This is a genomic window from Kitasatospora sp. NPDC051702 (assembly GCF_040681575.1).
Taxonomy (GTDB): Bacteria; Actinomycetota; Actinomycetes; order Streptomycetales; family Streptomycetaceae; genus Kitasatospora.
In genome coordinates this window covers 66151-83275 of sequence record NZ_JBFAZB010000025.1, presented here as the reverse complement: position 1 = coordinate 83275, position 17125 = coordinate 66151, and the positions used below count along the sequence as shown (strand labels likewise).

At 74.8% G+C, this 17125-nt stretch carries 10 protein-coding genes and 1 riboswitch; of the genes, 5 read left to right on the top strand and 5 right to left on the bottom strand.

Going from position 1 to position 17125, the window contains the following annotated elements:
* Window positions 1–12: 12 nt before the first annotated feature.
* Window positions 13–1563 carry an MFS transporter gene (locus AB0N04_RS21450; RefSeq protein ID WP_360216809.1) on the bottom strand — a complete coding sequence of 517 codons (1551 nt, stop codon included), beginning with the start codon at window positions 1561–1563 and terminating at the stop codon, window positions 13–15.
* 107 nt (window positions 1564–1670) lie between these two features.
* Between AB0N04_RS21450 and AB0N04_RS21445 the strand changes: the two genes are divergently transcribed.
* From AB0N04_RS21445 to AB0N04_RS21435, 3 genes are all read left to right on the top strand, one after another.
* On the top strand, window positions 1671–2336 hold the full coding sequence (locus AB0N04_RS21445; protein ID WP_360216812.1) for a TetR/AcrR family transcriptional regulator: 666 nt from the start codon (window positions 1671–1673) through the stop codon (window positions 2334–2336).
* Between the two features lie 136 nt (window positions 2337–2472).
* Window positions 2473–3135, top strand: a complete 663-nt coding sequence (locus tag AB0N04_RS21440; RefSeq protein WP_360216815.1) for a TMEM175 family protein — start codon at window positions 2473–2475, stop codon at window positions 3133–3135.
* A 186-nt stretch (window positions 3136–3321) separates the two neighbouring features.
* A complete protein-coding gene (locus AB0N04_RS21435; RefSeq protein ID WP_360216818.1) occupies window positions 3322–6351 on the top strand; it encodes a hypothetical protein in 3030 nt (1009 codons plus the stop codon).
* A gap of 133 nt (window positions 6352–6484) precedes the next feature.
* On the opposite strand, the gene AB0N04_RS21430 is transcribed toward AB0N04_RS21435, so the two are convergent.
* On the bottom strand, window positions 6485–7249 hold the full coding sequence (locus AB0N04_RS21430) for a TioE family transcriptional regulator (RefSeq protein WP_360216839.1): 765 nt from the start codon (window positions 7247–7249) through the stop codon (window positions 6485–6487).
* Between the two features lie 59 nt (window positions 7250–7308).
* Between AB0N04_RS21430 and AB0N04_RS21425 the strand changes: the two genes are divergently transcribed.
* Complete coding sequence (locus tag AB0N04_RS21425; RefSeq protein WP_360216821.1) at window positions 7309–8523, top strand: erythromycin esterase family protein; 1215 nt, start codon at window positions 7309–7311, stop codon at window positions 8521–8523.
* A 186-nt stretch (window positions 8524–8709) separates the two neighbouring features.
* Here AB0N04_RS21425 and AB0N04_RS21420 read toward each other — a convergent pair whose 3' ends face one another.
* The 3 genes from AB0N04_RS21420 to AB0N04_RS21410 form a co-directional block, all read right to left on the bottom strand.
* The gene (locus AB0N04_RS21420) at window positions 8710–10794 is read right to left on the bottom strand and encodes an ATP-dependent DNA helicase (RefSeq protein WP_360216824.1); all 2085 of its coding nucleotides are present in this window, start codon (window positions 10792–10794) and stop codon (window positions 8710–8712) included.
* Window positions 10795–11069: 275 nt separating this feature from the next.
* A complete protein-coding gene (locus AB0N04_RS21415; protein WP_360216827.1) occupies window positions 11070–12389 on the bottom strand; it encodes a lipase family protein in 1320 nt (439 codons plus the stop codon).
* Between the two features lie 176 nt (window positions 12390–12565).
* A complete protein-coding gene (locus tag AB0N04_RS21410) occupies window positions 12566–13993 on the bottom strand; it encodes a condensation domain-containing protein (protein WP_360216830.1) in 1428 nt (475 codons plus the stop codon).
* 423 nt (window positions 13994–14416) lie between these two features.
* Window positions 14417–14620: riboswitch (cobalamin riboswitch) on the top strand.
* 178 nt (window positions 14621–14798) lie between these two features.
* On the opposite strand from AB0N04_RS21410, the gene metE reads away from it, so the two are divergent.
* Window positions 14799–17114, top strand: a complete 2316-nt coding sequence (metE, locus tag AB0N04_RS21405) for a 5-methyltetrahydropteroyltriglutamate--homocysteine S-methyltransferase (protein ID WP_360216833.1) — start codon at window positions 14799–14801, stop codon at window positions 17112–17114.
* Window positions 17115–17125: the final 11 nt, after the last annotated feature.

Genomic DNA, 17125 nt, shown 5'->3' with positions numbered 1-17125 from the left:
CATGCGCGCCGGCTACCCGCGGTGGGCCGGGACGGGCTGGACCGCCACCACCGGGTGCAGCGGAGCGCGGCCGGGGAGGGCGAGCCGGGCCGCGACCGCGCCGAGCAGGCACACACCGGCGGCGACCAGGCAGGCCACGTGGAACCCGTCCATGAACGCGGCCCGTACGGCGTCCAGCAGCTGCCCGCGCCCGTCCGGGCCGGCGGCCGCCGCGGTGCCCAGGGCGGAGGCCACCGAGTGCCCGGCGTCGGCGGCCACCCGCGGCGGCAGTGCGGCGAAGGCGGTCGTCGTGAGGTGGCTCGCGTAGAGCGAGGTGAAGACCGAGCCGAGGACGGCGACGCCGAGGGTGCCGCCGGCCTCGCGGGTCGCGTCGTTGACCGCGGAGCCGACGCCGGCCTTCGCCGGCGGGAGGACGCTGAGGATCGACTCGGTCGCCGGCGCGGTGGTGAGGCCCAGTCCGAGGCCGATGAGCACCATCTGCCCGACGACCTGCGGGTAGCCCGTGAAGGCCGACGAGGTGGAGATCCAGGCGAAGGACGTGCCCAGCAGCACCAGTCCGGTGGTCACCACGGCCCTGGTGCCGAGCCTGCCGACGAGGGCGACGCCGCCGATCGAGCCGAGGGCGATGGTGAGGGCGACGGGAAGGATCCGTACGCCGGTGGAGAGGGTGCCGTAGCCGCGGATGAACTGGAAGTACTGGGTGACCAGGAAGATGAAGCCGAAGAGGGCGAAGAAGGCGACGGTGACGGATCCGCTCGCGGCGGAGAAGGCCGGGGTGCGGAACAGGGTCAGGTCGATCATCGGGTGGGCGCGACCGCGTTCGATCCGGACGAAGACCGCGGTCAGCGCGATCGCGGCGGCGAAGCCGGCGATGCTGGCCGGGGCGCTCCACCCGCGGTCCGGCGCCTCGATGAGCGTGTAGACCAGGACGCCGATGGCGGCCGAGGAGGCCGCGAGACCGGCCGGGTCGAGGCGGGCCGAGGCGGGGTCGTTCGACTCCGGGACCCACCGCCAGGCCGCGACCAGCGCCAGCAGCGCGACGGGCACCAGGGCGAGGAAGACCGACGGCCAGGAGAAGTGCGCCAGCAGCAGGCCGCCGACGACGGGCCCGACCGCGACGCCGAGGCCGGTGACGGCTCCCCAGACGCCGACGGCCTTCGCGCGCGAGCGGCGGTCGGGGAAGGTGTTGGTGATGATCGACAGGGTGGTCGGGAAGATCACCGCGGCGCAGGCGCCCATCGCGAAGCGCGCCGCGATCAGCGGGCCCGGGGATCCGGCGGCGCTGCCCAGCACGCTGGTGACGGCGAACCCGGCCAGTCCGAGCAGCAGGGCGGGGCGCCGGCCGAAGCGGTCGCCGAGCGAGCCGGCGGTGAGGACCAGGGTGGCGAAGGCGAGGTTGTAGCCGTCGACGACCCACTGGAGGTCGCGGGTGCCGGCGCCGAGCTGCCGGCTCAGGTCGGGCAGGGCGACGTTGACGATGGTCGTGTCGAGGTTGATCGCGAAGGCGGCGAGGCAGACCGTGGCCAGGACGAGCAGCGGCCGTCGCGAGGGGAAGGCGGGCATCGGGGACTCCATCCGCCGTGCATGTTGACATCGGGAACATGCTCTCCTTGCCACCGTGGCACTCGCGGTGGACACTGTCAACATATCGGCGGAAAAGAGTCGGAAAAGTGGAAAAGCGGGCATATCACCACGGGGCGCTGCGCGAGGCGATGGTCGAGGCGGGTGTCGCCCTGGCCCGGACGGGCGGACCCTCGGCCGTCGTCCTGCGCGCCGTCGGCCGGCGGGTCGGCGTCTCCCACAACGCGGCCTACCGGCACTTCGCCGACCGGGAGGACCTCCTGGCCGCCGTCGCGGCCGGCTGCATGACCGAGCTCGGCCGACTGATGCTCCGGCGCACCGCCGAGGTCCGGGAGGACGACCCGGTCCAGCGGGCCTGGTCCAGGCTGGAGGCCATCGGGCGCGCGTACATCGACTTCGCCACCACCGAACACGGCTGGTTCCGCACGGCCTTCTCCGGCGCCACCGCCCACCCCGGTGCCGCTTCCAAGGCTGACGGACGCTCCGACCCGCCCTCCGGAGCCGGATCCGGGACCGAAGCCGGGGCCGGGGCCGACACCACCGACCCGTACGTCCTGCTCGGCCGTCAGCTCGACGAACTGGTCGCGGTCGGCGCCGTGCCGGCGGAACGCCGCCCCGGCGCGCACTACGCGGCCTGGTCCGCCGTCCACGGCCTCTCCGCCCTGCTCGTCGACGGCCCCCTGCGCGAGCTGCCCGAGGACGAACGCCGCCTGGCGGCCGACACCGTCCTCGCCGCCGTCGCCCGCGGGCTCTGACCGCGAGCTCCGACCGAGGGTTGTGACCGCGAGCCGTACACTCCACCCGGGACCGGGGGCCGGCCGGCATCCGACGGGTGCGCCGCCTGCCCGCCGGACCGTCCCGAGACCCCGCCCCGGAGACCGTGGAGCCCGCATGACCGACGCCACCGACAGCACGGCCGCACGGCAGCCGGAGGGCTTCAGTACCTCCCGCCTGGAGGCCTTCAGCGACGGCGTCTTCGCGATCGCGATCACCCTGCTCGTCCTGGACCTCCGCGTCCCGGAGCCCGACACCCTCCACGGCGAGTCGCTGGCCGCCGCGCTCGCCCACCAGTGGCCGGCCTACTTCGCCTACCTGGTCAGCTTCCTGGTGATCGGCATCATCTGGATCAACCACCACGGCATGTGCGTCCTCGCCGACCGGGTCGACCGCCGCACCCTGTTCGCCAACCTCTTCCTGCTGCTGACCGTCTCCGTCATCCCGTACCCGACGCGGATGCTCTCGGCGTACCTGACGGCCGGTCACGACGACGCCCACACCGCCGCCGCCCTCTACGCGGCCACCATGCTCGCCATGGGCGTCGCGTTCTCCCTGCTCTTCCTCTCCTTCACGCGGGACGCCCGCACCCTGCACCACCCGATCCCGCCGCAGGCCCTCCGGGCCGCGCTGCGCCGCTTCGGCACCGGCGGGCTCTGCTACGCCGCCACCATCGGGCTCGCCTACGTCAGCCCCGTCGCGATGCTCGCGACCCACGCGGCCCTGGCCGTCTACTACTGCTTCGACCAGCTCGCCCCCGCCCGCGCCGCGAGCGCGTGACGGCCCGGTCCTCCCGAGCCCCGCGGTGGACCGCCGCGTCCGACGCCCCGCACGGCCGTTCGTATCCACCCCCTATGATCGCGATCCGGGGGGAAGACCGTTGAGCTGCTCGGGCATTGCCGTGTCCGCTCCCTTCGGCGACGCACGCCCGCGCCGCCGATTCGACGACCGGGAGACGAAGACTCGGTGATACTCACTCAACGCCTGGGCCGCGGGCTACTGGCCGGCGCCTCGGCGCTCGCGCTGGCGCTGCTGCCCGCAGGCCTCGCCCCCACCACGGCGGCCGCCGCCCCGGTCGGCGCCCCGGTCGGCGCACCGGTCGGTGACGGGTCCGGGCCGGTGCCGGCGGACCTCGGTTCCACCCGCGCCTTCGCGGACACCTTCCAGCTGGACCCGGCCCAGGACACCGACCCGATGTACGGGCTGAACGTCGGGATCGACGCCCGGCAGTCGCCCCCGGCCGGGCAGCACGGGATCTCCTACACCCGGGTCTCCGGCCGGTGGGACACCACCGCCGCACCCGCCCAGTGGTTCGTCCAGACCAGCCACCCGAACCACCCGAACAAGCTGCTGTTCGCCAAGGGCGTCTCCGCGGTCATGCTCGGCGCGCCGGCCGTCGCGGACGCCACCGGCCACTACACCGTCTCGACGGTGATCGACCCGGTCGTCGGCGACACCGTCAGCAAGGACTGGGGCTCGATCGTGCTGAGCCGCAGCCACCGCAGCACCGGCTACGTCACCGGCGGCGACGTCGACCTCGGCCTGACCGTCACCTCGGGCGGCGAGCTCGCCCTCTTCCACGGCGGCGAGACCCCGTTCTGGACCGGCAGGGTGGCGCCCACGGCGCAGTACGCCGTCTCCCTCGCCGTCTCCACCGGGGCCGACCGCGCCCTCACCCTGACGGTGAACGGCACCCCGTTCACCGTCTCCGCGCCGGCCGGGGTGACCCGCTGGCCGGGCAGCGAGTTCCTCTACCTCGGCGCCTACCTCTCCACCGAGGACCGCGTCACCACCTTCGGCGACGGCGCCGGCCACGGCCTGAACGTCAGCAGGGTGGACACCGGCGCCATCCGCAGCGCCAAGCCGCTGGTCGACACCTTCGACGGCGCGCCCAACGCCACCGCCGACTCCGGGCTCAACCAGGACCTCAGCGTCCGCCAGCCGAGCCTGATCTCCGCCGACTACACCGCCGTCTCGGGCGTCCGGGGCCTGGCCCTCACCCCGCCGGCGGGCTCGGTGCAGGTCAACAGCCCGGCCAACCCGAACGTGCTGTCCTTCCCCAAGGGCACCGCGGCCGTCCGCCTGAACAAGCCGGCCACCTCGGACGTCCCGACCGGCGCCTACACGGTGCACGCCGCCCTGACGCCCGTGGTCGGCAGCACCTCCGGCCAGGACTGGGCCTCCCTCGCCGTCAGCAACGCCTCGGGCGGCACGGGCGCCGTGGACGCCGAGGACGTCGCGCTCGGCCTGCGCGTCCAGGCCGACGGCGGGCTGACGCTCCTCCAGGGCGGCACGCCGACCGCCCTGCCGGCCGTCCCGGCGGCGGGCTCCTACGAGGTGTCGGTCGCGCTGGCGACCGGCGACAAGCAGCGGGCGACCGTGACGGTCAACGGCGCGACGGTCTTCTCCGGCCGCACCGCCGCCCAGCTGCCCCGCGACGGCTACGTCTCGCTCGGCGCCCACCACTCGGCGGCCGGCCAGGTCACCACCGTGGACGACCTGCGGGTCTCCATGCTGGGCGGGCTCGGCTACTACGGGTACTTCGACATCCGGGACCCGAACGACCCCAACTTCAGCGTCAACCACGCGCCGGAGGTGGCGTCGTGGACGAACCTCAACACCTACCTGCGCGACCGGGACCCGCGCCTGGACTTCCTGGACCAGTGCCTGCCGTCCTCCTGCGTGATCGACCTCAACCAGGAGACGGTGCTCCCGCGGCCGGACGACTCCTGGCGCTTCGACCCGAACCCGAGCGCCGCGCAGAACCTGCTCGACCTGGCGAAGCGGATCGGGCCGAACCTCGACAAGATCGCCGCCGTCGACCTCAGCGACGAGGCCTACTCGCACGGGCTGAGCCCCGCACAGGTCCAGACCCAGGCCGCCCAGATCAAGGCCGCGTTCCCGGACAAGATGCTGATCATGAGCCTCGACCACTGGAACGCCGAGCAGACGGCGCCGATCCCGTCCGTCGTCGACATCGTCGGGTTCGACTACTACTGCGTGGGCCGGGGCGAGATCCAGCCGCGGCTGGCGAACCTCAAGACCTTCCTCTCCTCGCCGGACCAGCACCTGATGCTCTTCCCGGAGTCCACCAACCAGGAGAAGGTCGCGGACAACTGCTACCCCGACCGGACCGACGCCGACGTCGCGGCGTTCAACGCCGAGTACCGCGCGATCGCCGCGCAGGACCCGCGCGTGGTCTACCTGCAGAACTTCCGCTGGCTCGGCCCCGACCAGCCGACCAAGGTGCCGCTGACCGTCGCCGCGCAGCAGCGGATCGGCAGGGCCGTGGTGAACGCCACGCCCGGGCCGGCGCCCGCCTCGGTGGGCGTGTACCGCAAGGCGGACGCCAGCTTCGGCGAGGCCGCCCACAACGGCTGGTTCACCGGCCGGACGGTGTTCGGCGGCGGCGGGAACGCCGTCCCGCTGACCGGCCACTGGAACGGCCCGGGCACCGACACCATCGGCGTCTACCACCCCGAGACCGCGACCTTCCAGCTGTCGAACGACAACGCCACCGTGGCCGCCACCTTCCCGTTCGGCGTCCCCGGTGACATCCCCCTGGTCGGCGACTGGAGCGGGCAGGGGCGGACCACCGTCGGCGTCTACCGGCCCGGCGACCAGACCTTCTACCTCTCCGACGACAACTCCACCGTCAAGTACCGCATCCCGCTGGGCAACGCGGGCTGGAAGCCGCTGGTCGGCGACTGGGACGGCAACGGCACCACCACCGTCGGCGTCTACGACCCGGACACCCAGGTCTTCTACCTGAACGACTCCAACCAGACGGAGCACGTGCGACCGGGCATCAAGTTCGGCAACCCCGGTGACATCCCGATCAAGGGCGACTGGGACGGCACCGGCAAGGAGACCATCGGCGTCTACCGGCCCGGCGACCAGGGCTTCTACGGCGCCGCGGAGAACTCCGACCTGGTGATCTACAGCAAGAAGTTCGGCAACGCGGGTGACGTCCCGCTGGTCGGCAACTGGGGCTGACCGACCGTCCGACCGGGCGCCCTCCCGACCGCCGCACGGCGATCGGGAGGGCGCCCTTCGCGTCGGCGCGGAGACCGGCCCGGGCGCCCGCGAGCGGGGCCTCGGCCATGCGTCTCCTCGGCCGTGCGCCCCCTCAGCCCTGCGCCCGGAGGTACGCCGACAGTTCGGCGGCGCCGGACAGCAGCGCCCGCCCGCGGGCGGACAGCCGCTCGCGCCAGTCGTGCAGGGCAGCCTCCAGCGGCTCCAGCCCGCCGGCCGCCCGCACCTGGGCGATCAGCGGGGCGATCTGCTCCAGCAGGTAGCCGCCGCGCCGGAGTTGGTGGGCCAGCCGGGCGTCCCGGACGTCGGCCTCGCGGTAGACGCGGTACCCGGTCTGTGGGTCGCGGCGCGGGCGCACCAGCCCGGCGCGCTCCCAGGCGCGCAGGGTCGCGGGCCGGATCCCGAGCCGGCCGGCCAGCGGCCCGATGAACGTGCCGTCGGGTCCGGACACCCGGCCCGGCCCGGACCCGGGCCCCGCCCCGGGTTCTGCCCCGGGTTCTGCCCCGAGGGGGCCCAGGCCGCGGAGGGCGCTCTCCACCGCCTCAAGGGTCCGGCGGTCCTCGAGGAGCTGGGCGTGGCTCTCGTCGACGAGACGCAGCGCCTCGTCGGCGCCGCCCTCGTTCACGGCCCGCATGATCGCCGCAGCCGTCCGGTGGCCGTGCCCGGGCACCAGGGCGAGGAAGGCGCGCAGGGCCTGCGCGTGCAGCCCGGTGTAGGTGCGGTAGCCGGTGGGCGTGCGACCGGCGGCCGGGAGGATGCCGGCCTCCTCGTAGTTCCTGACCGCCTGCGTCGACAGCCCGTGCGCACGCGCCAGATCGACCGGCCGAAGCCGATCACCGCTTTGAGGGTTGGAGCCCATCCACCTGGCCGATCTCACCGAGAAGTCTCAACCGAGGCTTCAACGATACCGTTGAAGCCATGGCCACCGACATCAAGAACGCCGTGCACACCGTCGATGCCGCCGCCGTCCTGGGGCTGCTCCCCGCCCGGCCGCGGCTGCTCGCCCTGGGCGAGCCCACCCACGGCGAGGACGCGCTGCTCGACCTGCGCAACGACCTCTTCCGGCAGCTCGTCGAGCAGGAGGGGTACCGGACGATCGCGATCGAGAGCGACTGCCTCGCGGGCCGGCTGGTGGACGACCACGTCACCGGGGGCACCGGCACCCTGGACGAGGTCATGGAGCACGGCTTCAGCCACGAGTGGGGCGCCCTCGCGGGCAACCGCGAGCTGGTGCGCTGGATGCGCGCCCACAACGACGGCCGGCCCGCCGCCGACCGGGTCCGTTTCGCCGGGTTCGACGGCCCGCTGGAGATCGCCGCCGCCGCGAGCCCCCGACAGGCCCTCACCGCGCTGCACGGCCACCTCGCGGCGCACCTCGACGCGGAGCTGCTCCCGTGCACGGCGGAGACGCTCGATCGCCTGCTCGGGCCCGACGACCGGTGGACCGAACCCGCCGCCATGACGGACCCGGCCCGGTCCACCGGCCGCTCGGCCGAGGCCGAGCGGCTCCGGCTGCTCGCCGACGACCTGGGGGCGCTGCTCGACGCGCAGGCGCCGCACCTGCTCGCCGCGACCACGCCGGAGGAGGTGGAACGGGCCCGCCTGCACGCACGCACCGCCACCGGCCTGCTCCGCTACCACCACGCGATGGCCGACCCGTCGCCCGCCCGGATGAGCCGGCTGTGCGCCCAGCGCGACCTGATGATGGCCGAGAACCTCCTCGCCCTCGCCGACCGGGGCCCGGTCCTCGTCCACGCCCACAACTCCCACCTCCAGCGGCGGAAGAGCGCGATGCGGATGTGGCAGGGCCCGGTGGAGTGGTGGAGCGCCGGTGCGCTGGTCAGTGCCCGGCTCGGCGCGGAGTACGCCGTCGTGGCCACCGCCCTCGGCACGATCCGCCACCGGGGCGTGGACACCCCGCCCGACGACACCCTCGAAGGCCTCCTGTACGCGCTGCCCGGAGACCGCTGCGTCGTCGGCGCCGCCCGCCTGGCCACCGCCCTCGGCGATCCGGGTCCGGCACCCCGGACGTCCCCCTGGTTCGGCTACGCGCCGTTCGACCCGACCCACCTCGCGGACACCGACGCCCTCGTCTTCGTCCGCGACGTCCGGCAGGTTCCGGCGGACGCCTGATGCCCGGCCCCTGGCCCCTGGCCCAGGGGCCAGGTGACATTACGTCGCGATGACCGATGCCGGTCACGGAGTGGCCCGCATACCGTCGGCGACGTCACCCACGCAGCAGCAGAAGCGGGCCCCGCAGCGCGCCGTCGGCGACCCGCGGTCGGCGTGGCGCGGTCGGCGGGGCCCAGGCCGCGGCGCTCAGGCCGACGGCACGGTGACCGTGCACAGCCGCTTGGTGGCCCGGGTGAGTGCGACGTAGAGGTCGCGCTCCCCGCCCGGGCGGGCGGCGGTGATGCCGTCCGGGTCGACGACGACGGCGGCGTCGAACTCCAGGCCGCGCGCCTGCGAGGCCGGGACCAGGACGGCGTGCCGCTCGACGCCCGCGGCCGCGAGCTGCTCCGCCCGGCCGTCGGCGCAGACCACGCCGACCAGCTCGCCGGGGTGCGCGGCGTGCTGCGCCCGCAGCTCCCGCAGGAGCTCGGCGACGAGCGACCCCGGGGCGGTGGCGAGGGCGCGGGGCGTCTCACCGTGCCGGATGGAGCGGATCGCCGGCTGGTCCGGGGCGATCCGGGCGAGCAGCTCCTCCGTGCCGGCGAGGATCTCCTGGGTGGTGCGGTAGCTGACGGTCAGGGTGCGCAGGTCGAAGCGCGGGCCGAGGTGCGGGCCGAGCGCCTGGTGCCAGTCCCGGGCCGTCGTGGCCGGCCCGGCCTGGGCGAAGTCCCCGACCAGGGTCATCGACCTGCCCGGGCAGCGGCGCACCACCATCCGCCACTGCATGGCGGTGAGTTCCTGCGCCTCGTCGACGACGACGTGGCCGAAGACCCGCGCGGGCGGCCCGTCGACCAGGCTCGCGGCCTCGTCGAGGAGCGGCACGTCGGCGTCCGTCCAGGGGGCGTCGGGCGCCCGTCGCAGCAGGGCCCACTGGTCGTCGGTGAACCCGGGCAGGTGCCCGGCCGCCCCGTCGTCGCCCGCCAGCAGGGCGTCGACCACCCCGGTGGGCGTCAGCCGCGGCCAGAGCTCCTCGACGGCGCGGTCGAGCGCGGCGTCCTCCAGCAGCTCGGCACGCACGGCGTCGGCGTCGAACTCGTCGGCGCCGGTGGCGGGCGCGGCGTCGACGCCGAGGCGGCGCAGGTCCGCCGCCGCGACCCGGTCGAGGTCGAGGCCGGTCAGCTGCGCGACCTCGGCGTCGATCTGCTCCAGGGCGTCGGCGCTGCTGCGGGCGAGCTCCCGCACCAGGGCGTCGACCACCAGCTCCTTGAACAGCCGGCGCGCCGGGTTGTGCGCGCGGCCGCCCGCCCGCGCCGCCCGCCGGGCCTGGGCGACGTCGCCGTCCGGCAGCCGGATCCACTCCTGCCCGACCCGGACCTCGAAGCCGTCGGCCGGGGCCTGCCGGGCGCGGACCAGGGCGGCCAGCGCGTCGGCGAGTTCGGCGCCGCCCTTCAGCCGCGCCGCCTCGAAGGCGTCCGCCGCGCCGGGTACGACGCCGGCCAGCTCCTCGCAGGTCGCCAGGACGACGTCGTTCTCGCCGAGCGAGGGCAGCACCTGGCCGATGTAGTCCAGGAACCGCGCGTTCGGCCCGAGCACCAGCACGCCGCGCTCGGCCGCCTTCGGGAAGGCGTACAGCACGTACGCGGCGCGGTGCAGCGCCACCACCGTCTTCCCGGTGCCCGGGCCGCCCTGCACGACCGTGACCCCGCGGTGCGGCGAGCGGACGATGGTGTCCTGTTCGGCCTGCAGGGTGGCGACCGCCGTCCCCATCCGGCCCGTCCGCCGCTCCTGGAGCGCGGCCGTCAGCGGGCCGTCGCCGACCACGTCGTGGGCGGTAGGCTCGGAGCCGTCGAGCAGTTCGTCGCTCACCCCGACCACGGTGCGGTCCGCCGTCCGCAGGTGGCGGCGCCGGCGCAGGCGCATGGGGTGGACGGGCGTCGCCTCGTAGAAGGGCCGCGCGGCCTCGGCGCGCCAGTCCACCAGCACCGGCAGCTCGTCGGTGTCCCGGTGCAGACCCAGCCGTCCGATCCGCAGGACGGTGCCGTCCGCCAGGTCGATCCGGCCGAAGACCAGCCCGCCCTCGGCCCCCTCCAGCCGGCGGACCTCCGTCGCCAGGCGCCCGGCCGCCACCTCCCGCTCGTACACCTCGCCCGCGCCGTCGGACGTCGAGGCGAGCACGCGCGCCAGCTCCTCCCGGGTGCCGGCGAGCCGTTCGTCGAACAGCCCGGCTATGACGGCGACCTCGGCCCGCTCGCGTTCCACCTCGCGCGCGCCGGCCTCGTTGATCTGGGACAAGAAAGGGTCCTCCCCGCTCGACCTGCGGATCTGTCGATCCGTCACTGTGTCGACGCGTCACTATGCAGACCGTTTCCGGAAATGTAAACGTTGACCGGACCGGCCGTTGTATGGCCCCGGGGCCCGGCGGACGGCCCGTGGGCAGGCGTGCGCGGGGCCTCGTCGGGCGGGCGTCGGGCGGACGGCCTCCGGATCCGGGCGGCGCCGCGAACGGCCGGGTGCCCCGGCGCGACGGGCCGGGGCACCTCGGTCAGGGGGGCAGGGGGAGGGGCGGGTCAGCAGTTGCCGGGGGCCGGCCGGTGGGCGAACCGGTCGGCGATCCAGCTCAGGTACTCCTGCTGGGCGACGAAGGGCACGGTGTTGTGGGTGGCGCCCTGGTAGGTCGTGTACTCGACCGGCTGGGAGAAGCCGCAGGCGCGCCTGACGTACTGCTCGGTGGAGTGCGGGTTGATCACGGTGTCGTCGGTGCCCTGCATCACCAGGATCGGTGCGAGGCCGGTGGTGTAGCCGGGCGTGTTCTCGTGGAAGCGGTCGCGCCAGGACCGGGGGACGTCCCTGATCGGCTGGAACAGCGTGTCCAGCTGGTGCGTGTCGCCCACGTTGTTCTGGATGACGTCGGCGAAGTGCTCGATGCAGGCGGTGGCGTCGCCCTGGAGGGCCTCGATCCCGGCCGGCTTGAGGACCCCGGAGGCCTGCAGCTCCGGGTAGGCGGCGAGGAAGCCGCGGTAGAGGTTGATCCGCAGGGCCGCGTTGTGGGACTCGGAGGAGTCGCTGCGGGGGCCGGGCAGCACCTGTCCTTCGAGCTCCGGCCCGATGTCGGCGGCGGGGGCCAGCGCGGCGATCCCGACGAGGTCGACCCCCCGGGCGTACCCGGAGGCGTCCTGGCCGACGAACAGCCCGGCGCCGCCGCCCTGCGACCAGCCGAGGACGGCCGTCTGGCTGCCCGCGTGCGCCTCCCGGAGCCGGTGGACGGCGAGGACGGAGTCCAGCACGTTGCGGGTCTCGGTCGCGCCCACCACGTACTGGTGCACGCCGGGGGTGCCCAGCCCCTGGTAGTCGGTGGCGACCACGACGTCGCCGGCGGCCAGGAAGTCGGTCAGCGCCGGGATGCCGACGTCGATCGAGTACGGGCTCTGGTAGCTGAAGTAGTCGATCAGGTTGACGGCCGGGTCCGGTGCGGCCGAGGGCGCGCACTGGCGGGGGCCGCCGACGGTGCCGTGCGCCCAGGCCACCACGTTGCGCCCGCCGCGGGGGGAGGAGGGGCCGTCGGGCCAGACCACCAGGCCGGACACCGCCACGGCGGCCCCGTCGTGGAGGGTGGAGCGGTACAGGATCCGGCAGGCGTGCGCGTGCTCCGGGGCGGGGACCTGCCGGGCCCAGATCAGGGTGCCGTGCGGGCCGTCCGGCAGCGGGGACGGCGGCTCGTAGAAGTCCGGGCCGTCCGGACCGAGCGGGACACCCGGCGCACACCGGGCGGTGTCGCCGCCGTGGTCGTCGCCGTGCCCCCACGCGCCGCCCGCGGCCGCGGCCGGTTGCCCCGCGGACACCAGGGTGAGCAGAGCGGCCACCGCGCCGGCTCGAAGCCATGCCCTCATTCGTCGATTCCTCTCGCTGCACAGGGTGACGCCACGTCACCTGATGTGACGATGCTCACTCGGTGCGGAGGGCGGGGCAATCGCTGCGGCCGGATGGCGGACCGGCCCGTCGGTGGCGGGCCGGGGGCGGAGGGGCGGAGGGGCGGGATCGGGGCTCGGACGGGCGCGCCGGTGCGTCAGGAGGCGTCGGTGAGCACGCGGGTGAAGCCGTCCAGCAGGGCCCGGTTGGTGGCCCGGGCCTGCGGGGTGTCGACGTGGATGGTGTTGACGAACAGACCGTCGTCGGTGCGGTGCAGCCACTGCAGCAGTCCGTTGCAGCCCGAGACCCAGACGTGCAGGCGGGCCCGCTGGGCGGCGTGCCGGTCGGCACCGGGCAGCCGGCGGAAGTCGATGTAGGAGTAGAAGTTCACCGCGTGCGGCCAGTAGTGCAGCCGCGCGTACTCGGCGGGGGCGAGCAGCCGCCAGGCCTTCACGAAGTGCACCCCGGCGTGGGCCTGCAGCTGCCCGTAGGCGTCCTGGGCGGCGGTCAGCACCTCGCCGAAGCCCGCCCGCGGCCTGACCGGGAACTCGATCGGCAGGGTGTTGATGAACCACCCCATCGACTCCGCGTAGACGCCCCGGCCGCGTTCGTTGACCGGCACCAGGCCGCGGTAGACCTCGGGCCCGCCCTCCTGCCGCAGGGCGATCGCCAGCCCGGCGAGCAGCCCCATCGACAGCCGCCCGCCGCGGGCCCGGCAGGCGGTGCCGAAGGCCTCGGCCTGGCGGGCGCTGAGCAGGCGCTCGGTGCCGGCGGTCGGCGCGTACAGCCGGCCGGGCCGGACGCCGAGGTCGAGCGGGAAGCGGGGGAAGAGGCCGCCGTTGCGGTCGCGGAACGCCCGCCAGTAGTCCAGCCGCGCGTCGTCGGCGCGCATGGCGCGGTTGGCCCGGCGCTGGCCGCGGCTGAACTCCAGGTAGCTGCCCGGCTGTTGGGCCGCATCCTCGGTGCGGGCCGGGCGTGCCGGGCGGACCGGGTCGGCCTCGGCTCCGGCAGCGGTTCCGGCCGCGGTGAGGCTCCGGTAGGCCGTGGTGATGTCGTTGACGGCGATCGCGCTGGAGAGGCCGTCGGTGACCAGGTGGTCGCAGGAGAACCAGACGGTGGTCGACTCCGGCCGCACCACCGCGCCCATGGTGATCAGCGGCCAGGAGAGGGTGTCCACCTCCTTGAACGCGTCGTGGAGGTGGCGCTCGACCTCCGCGGGCGTCTCCAACGGGCCGGCGTAGACGTGCTTGAGGGCCACCTCCCCGGGCGACAGGACCTCGCAGCCGAGGTCCCCGCCCAGCGGCTGGTAGACCGCCCGGAGCACCTCGTGACGCCGCACCAGGTGGAGCAGCGCGACCGCCAGCGCGTCCAGGTCGACCGGACCGGCCAGTTCGAAGCTGGCCGCGACGTAGGAGCGGATCGGCTCGTCGACGCTCTGGGCGTGCTGGGCCACGGTGAAATGTTTCGCCTGGTTGTAACCGGTCATCCGGCGCGGGGCGGGGTCGCCGCCGGTCAACGGGACCAGGTGCCACCGGTGGGCCTCGCCCGGGCCGATCTCGGAGTCCTCGACTGAGATCTGGAGCATGTCGCCCTCTTCTGCCGCTGTCGTCGTCGGGTGGTACCAGAGCGGTCGGATGTCGGCCCACCAGCTGGTGCCGTACCAACGCGACGGCCCGGCGCTCGGATACGGGCAGCCGCCGTTCGGGTGACGGTGACCGGACGCCGGGGCCGTGCCCTCCGGCGCGTCCGCGGACCGGGCTCGGCCCGCCGGGATCCCCTCACGGCTGGGCCGTCGGCGTACGAGCGCACGCCGGAGCTGCGGGGACCCGCGGTCGAACGGCGGGTCGAGCGCCGCGTCGGAGTGCGGTCGGGCCCGTCGCGGTGGGCGGATTCCACGGCCGCCGCGACGGCCGGTGCCGCCGGGGGACCGGCCACGTCTCACCCCGTGGACACGTGGTGGGATTTCCGCGCCCCCGGCCGCGGGTTCGCACTAGGCTGGCCGGGCAGCTGGTTCGCCCTGTCCGCCAGGCAGGCGCGTCGCAAGAGGGAACCCGGTGACGCCATTCACGTGGCCATTCCGGGACTGCCCCGCAGCGGTGAGTGGGAACGACCGCCGTCATACGCACTGGGCCCGGACGGGCCTGGGAAGCGACGGCCAGTAGGTGACCGCCCTGACCAGGGCGGCCGCGCCCGCGAGTCCGAAGACCTGCCACTGCCCGCACGCGACCGATCGCGCGCGGACATCCCGGTGACCTCGTGGGCGGGTCGGCGTGCACACCAGGCGGGTCCGGCGCATCCCTGCGCCCGCGGCCGCGCCCGGTCGGGCACCCCTTCGCACCCTCGTCCCGTCCCCGGGGACCAGAGGAAGCAGACTCGCGAAGGAGAGTCCCTTGACGACGAAGTCCGCAGCCGCGGCAACCCGCGCCACCACCCACGGCTACCCCCGCCAGGGCCGCGACCGGGAGCTCAAGAAGGCGGTCGAGGGGTACTGGAAGGGCGCCGTCACCGCAGACGCCCTGCTCGCCACCGCCGCCGACCTGCGCCGGGAGAACTGGCGGCAGCTCGCCGAGGCCGGCGTCCACGAAGTCCCCACGGGCGACTTCTCGCTCTACGACCACGTGCTGGACACCACCGTCGCCGTCGGCGCCGTCCCCGCCCGCCACCGCGCCGCGGTCGACGCCGACCCGCTCGACGGGTACTTCGCCATGGCGCGCGGCACCCAGGAGGTCGCTCCGCTGGAGATGACCAAGTGGTTCGACACCAACTACCACTACCTGGTGCCCGAACTCGGCCCCGACACCGTCTTCACCGCCGACCCGGACCACCAGGTCGCGCAGCTGCGCGAGGCCCTCGGCCTCGGTCACGACGCCCGCCCGGTGCTGGTCGGCCCCGTCACCTACCTGCTGCTCGCCAAGCCTGCCCCCGGCGTCGCCGAGGACTTCCAGCCGATCACCCTGCTCGACCGGCTGCTGCCCGTCTACGCGCGACTGCTCGCCGAACTGCAGGCGGCCGGTGCGCAGTGGGTGCAGCTGGACGAACCCGCGCTCGTCCAGGACCGCACCCCGGCCGAGCTGAACGCCGCCGCCCGCGCCTACCGCGAGCTGGGCGCCCTCACCAGCCGGCCCAGGCTGCTCGTCGCGAGCTACTTCGACCGCCTCGGCGCGGCCCTGCCGGTGCTCGCCGCAGCCCCGGTCGAAGGCCTCGCCCTGGACTTCACCGGCCCCGCCGCCGCCAACCTGGACGACCTCGCCGCCGTCGGCGGGCTGCCCGGCAAGCGGCTCGTCGCCGGCGTGGTCGACGGGCGCAACATCTGGATCAACGACCTGGAGAAGTCGCTCGCCACCCTGGCCACCCTGCTCGGCCTCGCCGGCAGCGTCGACGTCGCCACCTCCTGCTCGCTGCTGCACGTCCCCCTCGACGCCACCGCCGAACGGGACCTGGACCCGCAGATCGCCCGCTGGCTCGCCTTCGCCAGGCAGAAGACGGCCGAGACCGCCCTGCTCGCCCGCGGCCTGCGCGAGGGCACCGGCGCGATCGCCGCCGACCTCGCCGCCAACCGCGCCGACCTCGCCTCGCGCGCCGGCTCCCCGATCACCCGGGACCCGGCCGTCCGCGCCCGGGCCGCCGCCGTCAGCGCGGCCGACGCCCGCCGCCCGCAGGCCTACCCGCAGCGCGCCGAGGCCCAACGCGCCCGCCTCGGACTGCCGTTGCTGCCCACCACGACGATCGGCTCGTTCCCGCAGACCACCGAGCTGCGCACTGCCCGCGCGGACCTCGCCGCCGGGCGGATCGACGCCGACGGCTACCGCGGGCGCATCGAGGCCGAAGTCCGCGAGGTCATCGCCTTCCAGGAGAAGGCCGGCCTCGACGTCCTCGTCCACGGCGAGCCCGAACGCAACGACATGGTCCAGTACTTCGCCGAACAGCTCACCGGCTACCTCGCCACCCGGCACGGCTGGGTGCAGTCCTACGGCACCCGCTACGTGCGCCCGCCGGTGCTCGCCGGGGACATCTCCCGGCCGCACCCGATGACCGTCGACTGGTTCCGCTACGCCCAGGGCCTCACCGACCGCCCGGTCAAGGGCATGCTCACCGGGCCGGTCACCATGCTCGCCTGGTCCTTCGTCCGCGACGACCAGCCGCTCGCCGACACCGCCCGGCAGGTCGCCCTCGCCCTGCGCGACGAGGTCGTCGACCTGGAGGCCGCCGGCGCCGCCGTCGTCCAGGTCGACGAGCCCGCCCTGCGCGAGACCCTCCCGCTGCGGGCCGCCGACCGCCCGGCGTACCTGGCCTGGGCCACCGAGGCGTTCCGCCTCGCCACCTCCGGGGTGCGCGCCGACACCCAGGTCCACACCCACATGTGCTACGCCGAGTTCGGCGCCATCATGACGGCCATCGACGACCTCGACGCGGACGTCATCTCCCTGGAGGCCACCCGCTCCCACATGCAGGTCGCCGGTGAGCTCGCCGCCGCCGGCTACCCCCGCGAGGTCGGCCCGGGCGTCTGGGACATCCACTCCCCGCGGGTGCCCGGCACCGAGGAGGCCGTGGAACTGCTGCGCGCCGGGCTGGCGGCGATCCCGGCCGAGCGCCTCTGGGTCAACCCCGACTGCGGCCTGAAGACCCGGGGCTGGCCGGAGACCCGCGCCTCGCTGGACAGCCTGGTCGGCGCGGCCCGCCGCCTCCGGGCCGAACTCGCCGGCTGAGCCACGGCCCC

Bases quoted from the DNA above. Each gene is read 5' to 3' on its own strand.
- AB0N04_RS21450 (WP_360216809.1), bottom strand. From the start codon at position 1,563: ATGCCCGCCTTCCCCTCGCGACGGCCGCTGCTCGTCCTGGCCACGGTC.
- AB0N04_RS21440 (WP_360216815.1), top strand. From the start codon at position 2,473: ATGACCGACGCCACCGACAGCACGGCCGCACGGCAGCCGGAGGGCTTC.
- AB0N04_RS21430 (WP_360216839.1), bottom strand. From the start codon at position 7,249: ATGGGCTCCAACCCTCAAAGCGGTGATCGGCTTCGGCCGGTCGATCTG.
- AB0N04_RS21425 (WP_360216821.1), top strand. From the start codon at position 7,309: ATGGCCACCGACATCAAGAACGCCGTGCACACCGTCGATGCCGCCGCC.
- AB0N04_RS21415 (WP_360216827.1), bottom strand. From the start codon at position 12,389: ATGAGGGCATGGCTTCGAGCCGGCGCGGTGGCCGCTCTGCTCACCCTG.
- AB0N04_RS21410 (WP_360216830.1), bottom strand. From the start codon at position 13,993: ATGCTCCAGATCTCAGTCGAGGACTCCGAGATCGGCCCGGGCGAGGCC.